This window comes from Spongiactinospora sp. TRM90649, from assembly GCF_029382225.1.
In the GTDB taxonomy this organism is placed as follows: Bacteria; Actinomycetota; Actinomycetes; order Streptosporangiales; family Streptosporangiaceae; genus Spongiactinospora.
Map to the genome: position 1 here is coordinate 503,481 of NZ_JARLTC010000002.1, position 15,529 is coordinate 519,009.

The 15,529-nt window shown below is 72.4% G+C and carries 16 protein-coding genes; 3 read left to right on the top strand and 13 right to left on the bottom strand.

Going from position 1 to position 15,529, the window contains the following annotated elements:
• Positions 1–397: 397 nt before the first annotated feature.
• Complete coding sequence (locus P3X83_RS02380; RefSeq protein ID WP_277302797.1) at positions 398–1,009, bottom strand: hypothetical protein; 612 nt, start codon at positions 1,007–1,009, stop codon at positions 398–400.
• Between the two features lie 321 nt (positions 1,010–1,330).
• Here P3X83_RS02380 and P3X83_RS02385 point away from each other — a divergent pair, with 321 nt between their 5' ends.
• Entirely contained in the window at positions 1,331–2,578 is a 1,248-nt protein-coding gene (locus P3X83_RS02385) for a class I SAM-dependent methyltransferase (protein ID WP_277302798.1), read from the top strand.
• A gap of 206 nt (positions 2,579–2,784) precedes the next feature.
• Positions 2,785–4,308, top strand: a complete 1,524-nt coding sequence (locus P3X83_RS02390; protein ID WP_277302799.1) for a hypothetical protein — start codon at positions 2,785–2,787, stop codon at positions 4,306–4,308.
• A gap of 4 nt (positions 4,309–4,312) precedes the next feature.
• On the opposite strand, the gene tsaD is transcribed toward P3X83_RS02390, so the two are convergent.
• The 12 genes from tsaD to P3X83_RS02450 form a co-directional block, all read right to left on the bottom strand.
• Complete coding sequence (gene tsaD / locus P3X83_RS02395) at positions 4,313–5,344, bottom strand: tRNA (adenosine(37)-N6)-threonylcarbamoyltransferase complex transferase subunit TsaD (RefSeq protein WP_277302800.1); 1,032 nt, start codon at positions 5,342–5,344, stop codon at positions 4,313–4,315.
• Complete coding sequence (gene rimI / locus P3X83_RS02400; protein WP_277302801.1) at positions 5,337–5,798, bottom strand: ribosomal protein S18-alanine N-acetyltransferase; 462 nt, start codon at positions 5,796–5,798, stop codon at positions 5,337–5,339. The genes tsaD and rimI overlap by 8 nt, the downstream gene beginning before the upstream one ends.
• Positions 5,795–6,445, bottom strand: a complete 651-nt coding sequence (gene tsaB / locus P3X83_RS02405; protein ID WP_277303502.1) for a tRNA (adenosine(37)-N6)-threonylcarbamoyltransferase complex dimerization subunit type 1 TsaB — start codon at positions 6,443–6,445, stop codon at positions 5,795–5,797. The genes rimI and tsaB overlap by 4 nt, the downstream gene beginning before the upstream one ends.
• A 67-nt stretch (positions 6,446–6,512) precedes the next feature.
• Positions 6,513–6,665: a hypothetical protein gene (locus P3X83_RS02410; RefSeq protein WP_277302802.1), complete on the bottom strand. Its 153-nt coding sequence runs from the start codon at positions 6,663–6,665 to the stop codon at positions 6,513–6,515.
• Between the two features lie 63 nt (positions 6,666–6,728).
• On the bottom strand, positions 6,729–7,283 hold the full coding sequence (locus P3X83_RS02415) for a class F sortase (protein WP_277302803.1): 555 nt from the start codon (positions 7,281–7,283) through the stop codon (positions 6,729–6,731).
• Positions 7,284–7,322: 39 nt separating this feature from the next.
• The gene (locus P3X83_RS02420) at positions 7,323–7,988 is read right to left on the bottom strand and encodes a hypothetical protein (RefSeq protein WP_277302804.1); all 666 of its coding nucleotides are present in this window, start codon (positions 7,986–7,988) and stop codon (positions 7,323–7,325) included.
• A gap of 186 nt (positions 7,989–8,174) precedes the next feature.
• On the bottom strand, positions 8,175–8,651 hold the full coding sequence (tsaE, locus tag P3X83_RS02425) for a tRNA (adenosine(37)-N6)-threonylcarbamoyltransferase complex ATPase subunit type 1 TsaE (protein WP_277302805.1): 477 nt from the start codon (positions 8,649–8,651) through the stop codon (positions 8,175–8,177).
• Between the two features lie 5 nt (positions 8,652–8,656).
• Positions 8,657–9,706, bottom strand: coding sequence for an alpha/beta hydrolase (locus P3X83_RS02430; RefSeq protein ID WP_277302806.1), 1,050 nt, complete (start codon positions 9,704–9,706; stop codon positions 8,657–8,659).
• 144 nt (positions 9,707–9,850) lie between these two features.
• A complete protein-coding gene (gene alr, locus P3X83_RS02435) occupies positions 9,851–10,996 on the bottom strand; it encodes an alanine racemase (RefSeq protein WP_277302807.1) in 1,146 nt (381 codons plus the stop codon).
• Between the two features lie 126 nt (positions 10,997–11,122).
• Positions 11,123–12,577: an NAD(P)H-hydrate dehydratase gene (locus P3X83_RS02440; protein ID WP_277302808.1), complete on the bottom strand. Its 1,455-nt coding sequence runs from the start codon at positions 12,575–12,577 to the stop codon at positions 11,123–11,125.
• Positions 12,578–12,600: 23 nt separating this feature from the next.
• Positions 12,601–12,951: a holo-ACP synthase gene (locus P3X83_RS02445; protein WP_277302809.1), complete on the bottom strand. Its 351-nt coding sequence runs from the start codon at positions 12,949–12,951 to the stop codon at positions 12,601–12,603.
• Positions 12,952–13,033: 82 nt separating this feature from the next.
• Positions 13,034–14,452: an alkaline phosphatase PhoX gene (locus tag P3X83_RS02450; protein WP_277302810.1), complete on the bottom strand. Its 1,419-nt coding sequence runs from the start codon at positions 14,450–14,452 to the stop codon at positions 13,034–13,036.
• 84 nt (positions 14,453–14,536) lie between these two features.
• Here P3X83_RS02450 and coaA point away from each other — a divergent pair, with 84 nt between their 5' ends.
• Positions 14,537–15,478 (top strand): type I pantothenate kinase, encoded by a 942-nt coding sequence (gene coaA / locus P3X83_RS02455; protein WP_277302811.1) that lies wholly within the window; start codon positions 14,537–14,539, stop codon positions 15,476–15,478.
• Positions 15,479–15,529 lie beyond the last annotated feature (51 nt).

Here is a 15,529-nt window from a genome sequence, read left to right on the forward strand (position 1 = left end):
GGCCGTACACGGCGTCCAAGCGACCAGCCGATGGCGCAAGCGTCGGGCGAGCCCGACCCAAGAAGAACAGTCCGAGCGCAGCGAGGGCGATCAGCGTCCGCCCAGCAGCAGCGACGGCAGAGCCGACGGTGGGTGGCGCGCAGGCGGAAACATGCGGCGGGGGTGGCGGGGCGTGCGGCCTATGGGGAATGCGGGCGGCACGCGGGGGCGTGGTGGCTTGGGTTGGCGTGGGGGGTAGGGACGGCAGGGTTGTGCGAACGGCCTTGGGTCCCTGACGGTGGCGGTCGATGGTCGGGGGTGGCGGACGCGAGAGGGCCGGCATGAACAAATGCCGGCCCCCCGTGGGCCCAACCGCACTGCACCCAGCTTGTCGGGAGCCGGGTGCGCACGTCGTCACTTAGTTCTGGTTGCTCGCGCTGCTCGTGGACGCCACGGAGTCATTGAAGTTCCAGACCACCGGGTCGGCGCCGGACCTCTTGTGCTCGTGCTTCTTGGGCCACTTGTGCTCGGGCTCGTGCTTCTTGGGCCACTTGTGCTCGGCCTCGTGCTTGTCAACGTCGACATACGAGTTGTGCTCGTACTTCTTCTCCCACGAGTGGCGGGACTCTTCTTCCTTGTTGAAGGAGTCCTTCGCCGTGGCCTCCTTGTTGAAGGATTCCCGGGTGGACTCGTCCTCGTTGAAGGACTTCTCGATCTCAACCTCGCGGTCGAAAGAGTCCTTGATCTTCTTGTTCTTGAAGTCCTCGTTGAAAGACTTCTCGGTGTAGGTGACCCGGTTGCAGGTCTTGCTGCGATGCTTCTTGTCCTCGGCGTTGTAGATGCCGTCGAACGACGTGCCGACCCACTGGCCGACCGGGGCGTTCTTGGCGACGTCGCACAGGTAGACGTAGTAGACGGCGCTGGTGGGCTCGGCCTTCTTCTTCTCTTCGGGCTTGGGCTCGGTGCCCGCGTTCGCCTGGGTGGCGAAGGTCATGGCCAGGGCCGCGGCCAAAAAGCCGACGGTTGTCATTTTCCTGATCATCGCTTTGCGACTCCGTACTTCGTGCTTGCCGGGCAAGTGCTGGTCGTTCCGAACCGCGTTACGCCAGCTTGCCACTCGATTTCTTCCGTCATGTTGAATACCTCTGATTCCCGAAAAACAAACAACACCATTTCTTTTCCTACCATCGCCTACTTGTACCCTATTTGCACACCGGCGAGGTTTCCGTTGGATGTCTGCTAATCACAGCTATGCAAGATCTATCGCCTATGCCCTATATGACAGGACATATCCGGTTATTTCCGCCCTTCGCGACCGGAGGGGGTGACACCCTGCGATAGCGTCGGGAACATGAACCTTGACGCATTTCTTGAGCTCCTGACGTCCCGTGGGCAGGAGGCCCTGGCGGCGGCCGAGGAGCTTGTGTCGAGGAACGACCCGGTCGCCGCCGCGACCTCGATGCGCCGCGACCATCCCGCCGAGCTGGCCGCGGCTGCGCTGACCCAGGCCGGGCTCCGCTCGCGCGCGGTCGCCAAGTTCGGCCACGACGCCGGGCGCATGTACTTCACCCCGGACGGCCTCGAACAGGCCACCCGCCCCGAGGTGGCCGGCCACCGCGCCCGCCGTGTCGCCGCCGTCCTCACCGACCGGGCTGGCGACGGGGCCGTGGCCGATGTCTGCTGCGGAATCGGGGGCGATGCGATCGAGCTGGCGCGGGCGGGGTTGAGGGTGCTCGGTCTGGACCGTGATCCACTGGCCGTCGCCGTCGCGCGGGCCAACGCTGCGGCGCTCGGGCTCGCCTCGCTCGTCGAGGTCCGGACGGCCGACGCCGCCGACGTGGACCCCCACGCCCACCGGGCCCTGTTCATCGACCCCGCCCGCCGGAGCTCCGCCAGGCGGATCTTCGACCCGATGGCCTACTCCCCACCGCTCCCCCAGGCCCTGGCGCTGGCGTCGGCCGCGCGTGGGGCGTGCCTGAAGGTCGCGCCCGGCCTGCCGTACGAGTTCGTCCCGGAGGGGTCGGAGACCGAGTGGGTGTCCTACCGGGGGGAGGTCAAGGAGGCGGTGATCTGGCTGGGCGAGGCGGCCGGGGCGTTCGGGGGCCGTGCCGCCCCGGGCGAGGAGTTTCTGCGCAGGGCCACGCTGCTGCCGTCCGGGGAGACCATGCTCGCCGACCCCGACGCCCCGGTGCCCGCGACCGGTCCCGCCGGGAGGTACCTGTTCGAGCCGGACGGCGCGGCGATCCGGGCGCACCTGGTCGCCGAGATCGCGGCCTCGGTCGGCGGGTGGCTGCTGGACCCGCGGATCGCCTACATCACGGGCGACGAGCCGGTGGCCACGCCGTGGGCGTCCTGCTACGAGATCGAGGACGTGATGCCCTTCTCGCTAAAGCGGCTGCGCGCGGCCCTGCGGGAGCGCAAGGTCGGGACGCTCACGGTGAAGAAGCGCGGGTCCGCCGTGGACGTCGAGCGGTTGCGACGCGATCTGCGGCTTTCTGGTGATAATTCCCTTGTCGTAGTGCTTACCAGAATTGCGGAGAAACCGATCACACTCCTTTGCACACCGGTTCCGGCGAAAGTCACCGAGCCCCTAAAATAGGGACGATTCCGGGATAATCGCAAAGTTTTCAATTACCGGAGTACGCGGGCTCCCTGACGGGCTACAGTTTTGGAGCCTCGGAGACCACCTTCCATCGACACGGGCGAGATCGGCCAGGCCGGGCGAACCGCACGCCGTCCGGGCTCCGGGGATCCCGACAATCCCACCGCCGCGCGGCCGACGTCGGCGAGTGAAGGAGCCATTCGGTGGATCACTCCAGCAACACCGTGCTGCAGGCGGGCAGCCAGACCGCCGTCTCCGACCGCATGCGCGAACTGCTCGCGCGCGCCGCCCAGGACCACGTCTACGAGCAGCGCACGCAGGGCGCGGTACTCGACGAGATCCGGCAGCGGCTGGAGGGGATGGAGTGGTTGCTGCGCGAGGTCCGCGAACGCGAGCTGGGCGGGCTCACCGGCAGCCTCGACGCCGTGTCCGGACGGCTCGACGACATCGCCACCCGGCCCCCGACCTGGGCCGAGAGCCTGGCGCAGCACATCGAGGCGATCCGTGACCACGTCGACGTGGTCGGCGTCCGCGTCGACTCGGTCGGCGAGCAGGTCAAGCCGGTCGCCGAGCTGCCCAGCCTGTGGGCCGACGTCGGCGCGGTGGGCGAGAGCATGGAGGAGGCCCTGTCCCGGCTGGCGACGGTGGTGGAGGGCGCCCAGGGCATCTCCCAGCGGATCGGCGACCTCGCCGCCCGCCTGGGCCAGCTCCAGAGCAGCATGGAGGCTGCCGCGGGGCGGTTCAGCCGCCTCGACAAGTCGGTCGCCGACCTGTCCCAGCGACACGACGACGACATCGCGGCGCTGGGCGAGCGGGTCGATCGGGTCGCGGCGCTGCTGAGCGCGGCCGAGGCCCGGATGACCGAGCGGGTGGAGGCGGCCGAGAGCCGGGCCGGCGCGCGGCTCGACGCCGTCGCGACCCGCCTCGGCGAGACGGTCACCAACGCCGAGACCAGGATGGGCGAGCGCATCGACGGCGTGGGCGCCCGCGTCGGGGGGCTCGGCACCCGGCTGGAAGGCGTCGAGACCCGCGTCCAGGGCTTCGACTCCCAAATGGACGGCATGACGACCCACGTCCAGGGCGTGGGTGCCCAGATGGAGGACATGACGGCCCGCGTCCAAGGGGTCGGCGCCCTGATGGAAGGGGTGGAGGCGCGGGTCGAGGACGTCAGTGCGCACGTCAGGGGGCTCGGGGCCCGGGTCGATGACGTGGACGCGCGGGTGGAAGGCGTCGGCACCCAGGTCGAGCGGGTGGGCACCCGCGTCGGTGAGGCCGACGCCCGGATCATCGGGCTCGACTCCCGTTTCGACGGCAGGCTGTCCGCCATCGACGGCCGTTTCGACGGCGTCAACGCCCATCTCGCCCGCCTGGCCGCCGACGCCGAGGAGACCAGGGAGCAGATGGAGGCGGTGGACGATCACGTGGAGGCGGTCAACCAGCGCATCGGCAGGCTCCCGTCGTCGCTCAACATCGGCGAGCGGGTCGGCGAGCTGCTCACCACCCACAGCGAGGAGCACGCCGTGCGCTTCGAGTCGCTGGCCAAGGCCGCCGACACGCTGCTTGAACTGGTGAAGAGCCGCCCGGACGGCGAGCGGCTCAGCGAGGTGGTGGGCGAGGTGGTCCAGCCCGCGCACGCCGATCTCACCCGCCGCCTGGCCGCATTGGAGGAGACCATGCTCGCCCTGGCCGAGGCGCTGCTGCGCCCCTCACGCCAGGGCAAGGACTGAACGGCTAGACGTGCACCGTCGTGATGGGCATCGACGAGTCGGCCGGGATGCCCAGCGTGGACGGCGCGACGCCCGCCCGCACCAGGTCTGATCCGAGCGTGGCCACCATGGCCCCGTTGTCGGTGCACAGCCCGGGCCGGGGCACGCGCAGCCGCACCCCGGCGGCGTCGCAGCGCTCCTGGGCGAGGGCCCGCAGCCGGGAGTTGGCCGCCACTCCCCCGCCGATGAGCAGGTCGTGCACGTCGTAGCGGCGGCACGCGGCGATGGCCTTGCGGGTGAGCACGTCGACCACCGCCTCCTGGAAGGACGCGGCGACGTCGGGCACGTGGACGGCCTGCCCGGACGCCTCCCTGGCCTCCACCCACCGCGCCACGGCGGTCTTCAGGCCGGAGAAGGAGAAGTCGAGCGTGCCGTCGTCGTACTTGCCGCGCGGGAAGGCGATGGCCGTGCCGGAGCCGTCGCGGGCGGCGCGGTCGATGTACGGGCCGCCGGGGAACGGCAGGCCGAGCACCCGGGCGACCTTGTCGAACGCCTCGCCCGCCGCGTCGTCCACGGTGGAGCCGAGGGAGATCACGTCGCGGGCGACGTCGGGCACCAGCAGCAGCGAGGAGTGCCCGCCGGAGACCAGCATGGCCACGCAGGGCCGGGGCAGCGGGCCGTGTTCGAGCTGGTCCACGGCGACGTGCGCGGCCAGGTGGTTCACCCCGTACAGGGGGACGCCCAGACCCAGCGCGTACGCCTTGGCCGCCGCGACGCCGACCAGCAGCGCCCCGGCGAGCCCGGGACCCGCGGTGACCGCGATGGCGTCGATGTCGGTGAAGGCGAGCCCGGCCTCGCCGAGCGCCCGCTCCACGGCGGGCGTCATGGCCTCCAGGTGCGCCCGCGAGGCGACCTCGGGGACCACCCCGCCGAACCTGGCGTGTTCCTCGACGCTGGAGGCGATCGTGTTGGCCAGCAGGGTGTGGCCGCGGACGATGCCGATGCCGGTTTCGTCGCAGGAGGTCTCGATGCCGAGCACCAGTGGTTCGTCAGCCATCCAGCTTCCTCATCATCGTGATCGCGTCGGTGCCGTCGTCGTAGTAGCCGCGCCGCACGCCGATGTCCTCGAACCCGAACCGCTGGTAGACGGCGCGAGCCTGCGGGTTGTCGGCGCGGACCTCCAGGAAGACGGCGGCGGCGCCGCGCCGCAGCGCCTCCTTCATCAGCTCGCGCAGCAGCGCCCCGCCCACGCCGGTGCCCCGGTGCGCGGCGGTCACCGCGATGGTCTGCACGTCGGCCTGGTCTCCGGCGGCGGCGAGCCCGGCGTAGCCGATGATCTCGTCGTCCAGCTCGGCCACCACGTAGTGGCGGGTGCGCGGCTGGTCGGCCAGTTCGGCGCGGAGCATGGCCTCGCTCCAGGCGTCGGACGGGAAGGTGTCCCGTTCGAGCTCCAGCACCACGGCCAGGTCGTCGTCGGTCATCTGGCGGAGCGTGGCGGCGGGACGGCTCATGCCGTCACCTTCTTGGGCGCTCCCGGGACCCGGGCGTCGGGGCGGCGCAGGTAGATCGGCAGCGCGGGGCCGAGGGTCTCACCGGCGGCCATGCGCTCGACGGCGAGGGCGGCCAGCGCGCCCGCCGAGGGGTGCTCTGGAGCCTCGGCCAGGCGGTCGGCGCCGACGATCTCGGCGTACATGCGCCCGCCCGCGCCCACGACGGGCAGGCCGGGAGGCAGATCGCGCGGCAGATCGACGGACGGCCCCGCCTCGCGGGTGCGCGCGTCGGCGTAGCGGGCCCAGAAGACCTCCTTGCGGCGGGCGTCGGTCGCCACCAGGAAGGGGGCGTCGAGGCCGCTCTCGAAGGCCAGGGCGTCGAGCGTGCACAGGCCGTAGGCGGGGACGCCGACGGCGGTGGCGAGCGCCTGTGCGGTGACGAGCCCGACCCGCAGGCCGGTGTAGGGGCCGGGGCCGGTGCCCGCGACGATGGCGGTGAGGTCGGCGGGCGTCACGCCCGAGTCGCCCAGAATCGCCTGGACGGCGGGGACGAGCAGCTCACCGTGCCGACGGGCGTCGATCGCGGTGGAGGCCGCGAGGACGCGCTCGCCGTCGTGGAGCGCGGCGGTTACGGCGGGGGTCGCCGTGTCAAAGGCCAGGACCAGCACGAATGTCAAGCCTAGCGGCTCCCGGCGATGCCCGTGCCGTTCACTCGAACGTTCCAGCCCGCGCCGATCAGGCGTCCCAGCCGGTGCGCAGGCGCAGCGAGTCCAGCGCCACCGCGCCCTGGCCCCGTTGGAAGGCGCGCACGGTGGGCAGGCCGGGCGGGTCGGGCTCCCCGGACTTCCAGAGCAGGAAGCCGGTGAACCCGGCCAGCGCGGCCGTCACCGCGCCGGGATCGGCCAGCGCTTTACGGGCGCCGGCCGCGCCCCGCGGGCACAGATCCGCAGGTCAGGCGGGCTTCGCCAGGGAGGCGTAGACGATGATGTTGTCGCGGTACTCGTGCTTGGCCCAATCGAACGTGCCGCCGCAGGTGACCAGCCGCAGCCCTTCGTCCACGTAGACGCGGCGGGCCGGGAAGCGGTCCTTGTCCACCTGCTCCACCGACTCGACCCGGTACTTGGCCACCTTGCCGTCGCTGCGCTCGACGCGGATCTCCTGCCCCTTGCGCAGTTGCCGCAGCTTGTAGAAGACGGCGGGCGCGGTCTTGGTGTCGACATGGCCGATGATCACTGATGCGCCCTTGTCGCCGGGGACCGCGCTGTGCCGGAACCATCCGGCGGTGTCGGGCTTCTCGTAGGGGGGCAGCTCGACCTCGCCGTCGTCGTTCATGCCCAGCTTCATCAGCGGCGCCTCCAGCTTCAGCGACGGGATGTCGATGCTGCGGGGCACCACGGAGGCGCGCGGGGCGGCGCGTTCGTCGTCGCCGCCCCGGTTCACCGCGACCAGAACGGCTCCGGTGATCGCGCCGGCCAGAATGATCCTGCCCCACCGGTTGTCTGCCATACCGGAATCGCGTGTTCGTGGTTCGTCGTGCGGTCGTGGCTAGGAGCGCCGACGGCGTACCAGGGCCAGGCCGGCGCCGCCCGCCACGGCGACGACGAGGATGATCGCGGTCAGGCCGGGCGAGAGGCCGGAGTCGTCCTGCTCGGATCCGGCGGCGGTGCCGCCGCCGCCCGCTCGGGGGGCCTTGGTCGGCACGACGGTGCCCTTGTCGTCGTCCTTGTCGCCGGACTCGGCCGCGACCCGCAGGCGGGCCCTGCCGGTGTCGTTGGTGCCCTCGCACCGGACGTCGACGTTGTAGCGGCCCGCGTCGATGCTGCTGGGCACCTGGGCCTCGCCGCGCACCCACGGCACGGGGGCGGACTGGCCGTCGGCCGAGGCGGTGGGCGTGGGCGGCGGCACGGGGTCGAGGGTGACGGCACGGACGAAGGCGTCGGAGGTGGCGCTGCCGCTGTGCTCGGGGCCTCCGTCGGGGACGGGGCAATTGGCGAGGATCCACACGGTGGACTCCTCGCCCTCGATCACGTTGTCGGGGTTGAGGCGGACCGTGATGTTCTGCCGCCCTGGACCGGACGGCGTGGCCGACGCCCCCGCGTCGGTCGGGGTCGCGGCGGGTGTGGGGGACCCGGTGCCCGCCTCCGCCGAACAGCCCATCACACCGAACATGGCGATGGCCCCGACGGCCGTGACACGCCTGATCCTCGACATCGTCCTCACCGATGACACCGCGTGCTCCACTTCGCCGTCCAACGTCGATCGCCCAACCACACTGATACCCTGATTAATCAGGTCAACCCGCCCCAAGCGATCTTCAAGACCGATGATCTATACCAACTGGGACTGAGGTCAAGCGTGCCAGGAAGACGACCCGCGTGGAGGCCGAAAACGTAAGAGCTACCTGGCGGATATGGCGCCGGACCACCGGGCGCCGACGCCGCGCAGGCGGACGGTCCGCTCCTCGTCGCCCTCGCCGTCCGCCTCGGCGGGACGCTCGATGGCGATCTCCAGGCGTTCGTCGGCCAGGCCCTCGACCAGGCCCTCGCCCCACTCCACCACGGTCACCGACTCGTCGAGCGAGGCGTCGAGGTCGAGGTCGTCGACCTCCAGGCGTCCGCCGAGGCGGTAGGCGTCGGCGTGCACGAGCGCCGGGCCGCCGTGCAGCGACGGGTGGACCCGCGCGATCACGAACGTGGGCGAGGTGATCGGCCCGCGCACCTTCAGGCCGTCGGCCAGGCCCTGGACCAGGGTGGTCTTGCCCGCCCCGAGCGGGCCGGACAGCAGGACGAGATCGCCCGGCCGCAACAGCCCGGCCAGTTCCGCGCCGATCGCCCGCATGTCGTCGGCGGTGGCCGCCACCCGGCGGTCCTGCATCCGGATCATCCTTCCCTGTCGGCTCGTTTGAGCAGGTCGCGCAGCGCGTCGTTGACCACCTCGGGGCGTTCGAGCTGCACCAGGTGGGAGGTGCCGGGGACCTCGGTGAGGCGGGCGCGCGGCAGCGCCGCCGCGATCGCCTGCGAGTGCTCCGGCGGGGTCAGCCAGTCCTTCTCCCCCACCATGATCGCGGTCGGCACGTCGTCGAGGACGCCGAGCGCGCTCAGCTTGTCGTGCGACATCAGCGCCGGGTAGAAGCCGGCGATCACCTCGGTGGGCGTGGACCGGATCATCGACTCGACGAAGTCGACGACGGTCGGGCTGGCGTTGGCCGAGTCGCCGAAGCCGAACAGGCGCAGCCCCAGGAAGGCGATGTCGCTGCCCGCCTGCCTGCCCCGATCGACCAGCGCGCCGCGGCGGCCGATCGCCGACACGGCGCTGGGCGCGACCTTGTGCACCGCCTTGGAGACCAGCGCGGGCAGGCCGAGGGTCACCTCGGCCAGCCGTCCGGCCGAGGTGGAGACCAGGGCGACGCCGCGCACGCGGTCGCCGAACAGTTCGGGACGGCGGTCGGCCAGCGCCATGATGGTCATGCCGCCCATGGAGTGGCCGACCAGCACGCACGGCCCCGGCACCAGCGCGTCGAGCACCTCGGCGAGGTCTTCGCCCAGGCGGTCGATGGTGGAGCCCTCGGGGGTGCAACGCTCGGAGCGGCCGTGGGAACGCTGGTCCCAGAGCACCACCCGGTGCGTCTCGCGCAGGTCGCGGTGCTGGTAGTGCCAGGAGTCGAGGTTGAGCGTGTAGCCGTGGCACAGCACGACGGTCAGCGGGACGTCTTCGACGCCGTCCACCAGGCAGTGCAGGGCGACGCCGTCGGAGGTCAGGACGATCTCCTCGCGCCCGCCCACCTCGCCGAACGGCTCACCGGCCTCGGGGTCGGGGCGCAGCCGGATCCGGCCCACCGCGTAGCGCTTGGCGAGGGCCACCGAGGCCACGCCCGCCGACGCGGCGCCGACCACCGCGCTCGCGATGCCGGCCTTCCGCCAAATGCTCATCCCGGCCTCCTCGGGATATCGAGGTGCCCGGCATGGGATTGCGCCGGGTTCACGACATCTCGGGGCATTCTGCCCTGAACGTCCGAGAATCCCAACCGCGCCCCCGCACTGGTCACTCCTGCCGCCTCCGCCTCTTCCCGCTCGTCAGCGAGCCGGTGCCGGCCCGCTTCCCTCCGTGTGAACGCGCCGGACCCGCGATCCGATCCCGGTCAGGACCTCGTAGCTGATGGTCTCCAGGTGGTCGGCCCACTCCTGGACGGTCGGCTCGCCCTGGTCGCCGGGGCCGAAGAGGATCACTTCGTCTCCTGCCGACAAGGGGTCGTCGCCGACGTCGATCATGAGCTGGTCCATGCAGACGCGGCCGGTCACCTTGCGCCTGCGCCCGGCGGCCAGCACCTCGCACAGGTTGGTGGCGCGGCGGGAGATGCCGTCGGCGTAACCGATCGGCACGACGCCGAGCGTGGTCTCGCGTTCGGTGACGTAGACGTGGCCGTAGGAGACGCCCGACCCGGCGGGGACGCGCTTGGCGAGGGTCACGGTGGCCGCGAGCGTCATCGCCGGGCGCAGGCCGAAGTCGTCGATCTCCGGGACCGGACTGAGGCCGTAGATCGCGATGCCCGGCCTGACCATGTCGTAACGGGCGCGCGGGATGGTGAGCGTGGCCGCCGAGTTGGACAGGTGCCGCACCACGTGGGACCCGCCCGCGCCCGCCCGCTCGGCCATCGCCAGCGCCTCGTCGAACCGGGCGATCTGCGCCTCGATCGACGGGTGCCCCGGCATGTCGGCGCAGGCCAGGTGCGACCAGAGCCCAACGATCTCCACCAGGCCCTCGGCCCGGACGGCGAGCGCCCGGTCGAGCAGGTCGCCCCAGTCGGCGGCGGACGCCCCGCCGCGTGAGGTGCCCGTGTCGACCTTGAGGTGCAGCCGGGCCACCCGCCCCGTCTGGCGGGCCGCCTTGGCGATGTCGTCGACCAGCCAGGCCGCCCCCGCCGACAGCTCCACCTCCGCGTCGAGCGCGTCGGCCAGGCGGTCGTCGGGGCCGATGATCCACGACAGGATCGGCGCTTCGACGCCCGCCGCCCGCAGGACCAGCGCCTCCTCGATGAAGGCCGTCCCCAGCCGGTCGGCCCCGGCCGACAGGCACGCCTCGGCGCACGGCACCATGCCATGGCCGTAGCCGTCGGCCTTCACCGCGACCATCATCTCCGCGCCTGGGGCGCGCTCGCGCACCACGGCCACGTTGTGCCGGATGGCGGCCAGATCGACCCGTGCCTGCGTCGGGTAGCTCATGGTCCAAGTTTGGCAGGCTCCACTGAGTGATGGGGCACTTACGGCACGGCCCACGCCGAGCCTTTCGCATCGGTCAGGCGGAGCCGTCAGCCGAGCCGGTCAGGCGAGCCCGGCCAGACGAGCCGGTCAGATGAGCAGCCGCAGGACTCCCGGCAGGGCCGCGGCCACGTCGGCGGCGGCCAGCGGCGCGCCGTCGGCCGCCAGCCGGGCCGCCGCGCCGTGCAGGTAGGCCGCGCAGCAGGCCGCGTCGAAGCAGCTCAGCCCGCCCGCCAGCAGCGTGCCGACGATGCCGGACAGCACGTCGCCGGTGCCCGCGGTGGCCAGCCACGGCGTGCCCGTGCGGTTGACCCGCGCCGCCCTGCCCGCCTCGGCCACCACGGTCGTGGAGCCCTTCAGCAGCACGGTCACCCCGAGTTCGGCCGCCGCGTCGCGGGCGTGTTCGAGCCGGGCCGCCTCGATCCGCTCCCTGGGCACCCCGATCAGCCGGGACAGCTCCCCCGCGTGCGGGGTGATCAGCGTAGGGGCGTCTCTGCGCAGCAGGGACGGCGTGGCCGCCGCGAGCGTCAGCGCGTCGGCGTCCACCGCCACCGGTTCGTCGCGCGCGAGCACCGACTCCGCCACCGCGAGCGCGTCGTCGTCGGTGCCGAGCCCCGGGCCGAGCACCCACGCCTGGACCCGCCCCACCCGCTCGACGCCCTCGCCGGCCGCGAGCGTGGTGATCACCGCCTCCGGCCACCGCTCCCTGACCACCGAGACCGGAGCGGCCTGACCGGCGTAGCGGACCATGCCCGCCCCCGACCTGATCGCCCCCGCCACGGACAGGACCGCCGCGCCGGTGAACCTGTCGCCGCCCGCGACGATGCCCACCACGCCCCTGCGGTACTTGTCGGACTCCCGGTCCGGCCTGGGCATCAGCGCGGCGACGTCGTCGTCGTCCAGCACCTCGATCTCGGGTTCCGGCAGGTACGGCCCGAGCCCGATGTCCACGAGCGCCACCGCCCCGGCGTGCGCGGCCCCCGGATCGACCAGCAGGCCCGTCTTGTAGCCGCCGAAGGTCACCGTGAAGTCGGCGCGGATCGCCGCGCCGTCCACCCTGCCGGTGCCGGCGTCCACGCCGCTCGGCACGTCCACGGCCACCACGGTGGCGGGCGCGTCGTTCACCACCGCGGCCAGCCCCGCGTACGGCTCGCGCAGCGCGCCCGACCCGCCGATGCCGATCAGCCCGTCGATGATCATGTCGGCCCGGCCCAGGGCGTCTCGCCCCTCGCGGTGCCCGCTCACGCGCCCGCCCGCCGCCAGCAGCGCGGCCAGCCCGCCCTCGTGGGTGCGCGACCCGGCCAGGAGGGCGTCGACTCGCGCGCCGCGCCGGGCCAGGTGCGCCCCGGCGTACAGGGCGTCTCCGCCGTTGTCACCGCCGCCCGCCAGCACGGCCACGCGGGAGCCGTAGACCCTGGGCAGCAGGTCGGCGCAGGCGGCGGCCAGCCCGGCCGCCGCGCGCCGCATGAGCGTGCCCTCGGGCAGGCGGGCCATCAGGGCCCGCTCGGCGGTTCGGATCTGGTCGCTGGTGTACGCGGTGCGCATGATGTCGAAGCTATCTCGCCGGGCTATCCTTCGGCGATCACATACGCGATGGCGACACCGCCGTCATGGGTCAGCGACAGGTGCCAGTGGCGCACGCCCATGGCCTCGGCGGTCTCGGCCACCCGGCCCGACACGCGCAGCAGCGGCCTGCCGTGCTCGGCCACGTGCACCTCGGCGTCGAGGTGGCGCAACCCCGGCGGCGCGCCGAGGGCCTTGGCCACCGCCTCCTTGGCGGCGAACCTGGCGGCCAGCGAGTGCACCGGCAGGCCGCGCTCGCCGTCGGTGAACAGCCTCGCGGCGAGGGCGGGCGTGCGCTCAAGGGTGGCGGCGAACCGCGCGACGTCGACGACGTCGACCCCGATTCCCACGATCACCGGCCAAGCCTACGGCCTGACGAGGCACCGAAGGCCAAAGTCGCCGGTCACCAGAAGTCGCCGGGGCGGTGGTCGCCGGGATTCAGAAGTCGCCGCGCTGCCAGGGGCCCCAGATCGCGAACGTCGCCCCCCGCTTCGACTGGACGTTGACATAGAGGGTGTGGCCGCCCGGCCCGAAGGTGGACCCGGCGAACTCCGCGTCCGGGTCGCCCTGCACCGGCCGCATCCTGGCGAAGTCGAAGATCCGCCCGCCGGAGGTGAGCCCGCGCAGGTAGTTGCCGCCGGAGCCGTCCTCACAGAGCACCAGCGTGCCGCGCGGGCTGGTGGTGATGTTGTCCGGCAGGTCGAGGGTCATCGCCCGGGGCGACTCGTAGACGAGCCGCAGCCGTCCGTGCCAGGTCTCGTAGGCCCAGACCTGGCCCCGGCCGTCGCCGAACCCGCTCGGCGGCGTGTCGCCCTCCGCCGTGGCCCCGCCCTGGGTGGAGGTGAAGTAGATCGTGCCGTGGTGCTGGACCGCGCCCTCCAGCCGGGCGAAGATCGCCGCGCCCTGTTCCCTGCCCTGGCGGCCCACGGCCTGCACCGCCGTCGCGTTGTCCGGCCTGCCGGTGAACTTCGGGTCGGGGTCGTCGATGTCCACCCAGTCGGCCTGGTAGGTCGAGCCGACCTCCACGCCGCCGGAGAGGTCGGCGCGCGGCTCGCCGCGCACGGCGAGCATCTGCAGCCGCCCGCCGTCCAGGATCCGGCCCGCCCGCGCCGGGTTCTTGGGCGGCAGGTAGCGGTAGAAGCCGGAGGGGAAGTCGAAGTTGTCCTCGGTGAGGTAGAGCGCACCCTCGCGCGGCTCGTAGGCGGCGGACTCGTGGGCGAACCGGCCCGCCGAGCGGATCGGCCCCGACGCGCGCCCGCGCAGCGGCACCTCGAAGATGTAGCCGTGCGCACGGGTGAGCCGCGTGTTGTCGCCGCCGGAGGCGTCGTCGCCCACGTCGGGGCCGTTCACGGTCTCCTCGCACGACACCCACGCGCCCCACGGCATCGGCCCGCCGGAGCAGTTCATCATCGTGCCGTTCAGGCTGGGCCCGGACCGGACGACCTGCCCGTAACGGGTCACCTGGAGCGTGGCCGTACCGCCCCCGGCCACGGGGTCGTAGGCGTCTGCGGGGTCGCCGAACGCGCCCACGGGGCCGTTGACCTCGTGGTTGCGGATCAGGATCGCGTCGCCGCGCGGCCCGCGGAACGCGGCCATGCCGTCGTGTCTGCCCGGCGTGACGCCGCCCTGCGTGAACGGCTCGCCCGCCGCGTTGAACGAGCGGTAGGAGAAGCCCTCCGGCAGGTGCAGGCGCACCTCGCCGTCGCGGGCGTCGGGTACGGCCCGCAGCGGCCCGTACCCCGGCGCGGGCGTGGCCCCGCCGGTACGGCCCGCCCGCACCACGCCCCCGTACGGCCCCGCGCACCCCGGGGCCACCGCCAAGGCGGCGGTGGCCGCGAGGAATCGACGTCGCCTCATCCCCACCTCCGCGTTGGCCTCCGCGTTGGATCGTATTCCCGCCCTGGCCCGTTCCGCCGGTGAGCCGGTCAGTAGGCTTCCGGCATGGTCACCGAGGCAACCGCGGTCGAGGCGTCGTCGTACGTCGAGCTGAGCCGCGACCAGTGGCGGGATCTGCGCAAGAGCACGCCCCTCACCCTCACGGAGGAGGAGCTCGCGGAGCTGCGCGGCGTGGACGACCCGATCGACCTTGCCGAGGTCACCGACATCTACCTGCCGCTCACCCGGCTGCTCAACCTGCACTTCACCGGGGCCAGGAAGCGCGGCGCCGCGGTGAGCGCCTTCCTCGGCGAGAAGAGCGCGCCGCCGCCGTACATCCTGGGCATCGCGGGCAGCGTGGCCGTGGGCAAGTCCACCACCGCCCGGCTGCTGCACACGCTGCTGGCCCGCTGGCCCGAGCACGCCAAGGTCGAGCTGATCACCACCGACAGTTTCCTCTACCCCAACGCGGTCCTGGAAGAGCGCGGCATCATGTCCCGCAAGGGCTTCCCGGAGAGTTACGACCGGCGGGCGCTGGTGCGGTTCATCGCCGCCGTCAAGGCCGGGGCCACCGAGGTCCACGCCCCCGTCTACAGCCACCTGGAGTACGACATCGTGCCGGGGGCGACGCAGACCGTCCGGCGGCCGGACATCCTGGTCGTGGAGGGGCTCAACGTGCTCCAGCCCGCGCCGCCCGCCTCGCTGGCGGTGAACGACTTCTTCGACTTCTCCATTTACGTGGACGCCCGGGTGGAAGACGTCCGCGAGTGGTACGTGGACCGGTTCCACAAGCTGCGCCGTACCGCGTTCGCCGATCCCAAGTCCTACTTCCGGCGGCTGACCGAGCTGTCGGAGGCGGAGGCCACCGAGTTCGCGCGCGGCGTGTGGCGCGAGGTCAACGAGCGCAACCTGGTGGAGAACATCGCGCCGACCCGCGCGCGGGCCTCGCTGGTGCTGCGCAAGGGCCCCGACCACGCGATCCAGCGGGTGCTGCTGCGACGTACGTGACACCGTGTCCCAGCCGTGTGTCATGGGATGCGTGATTTGGGATGGCACGCG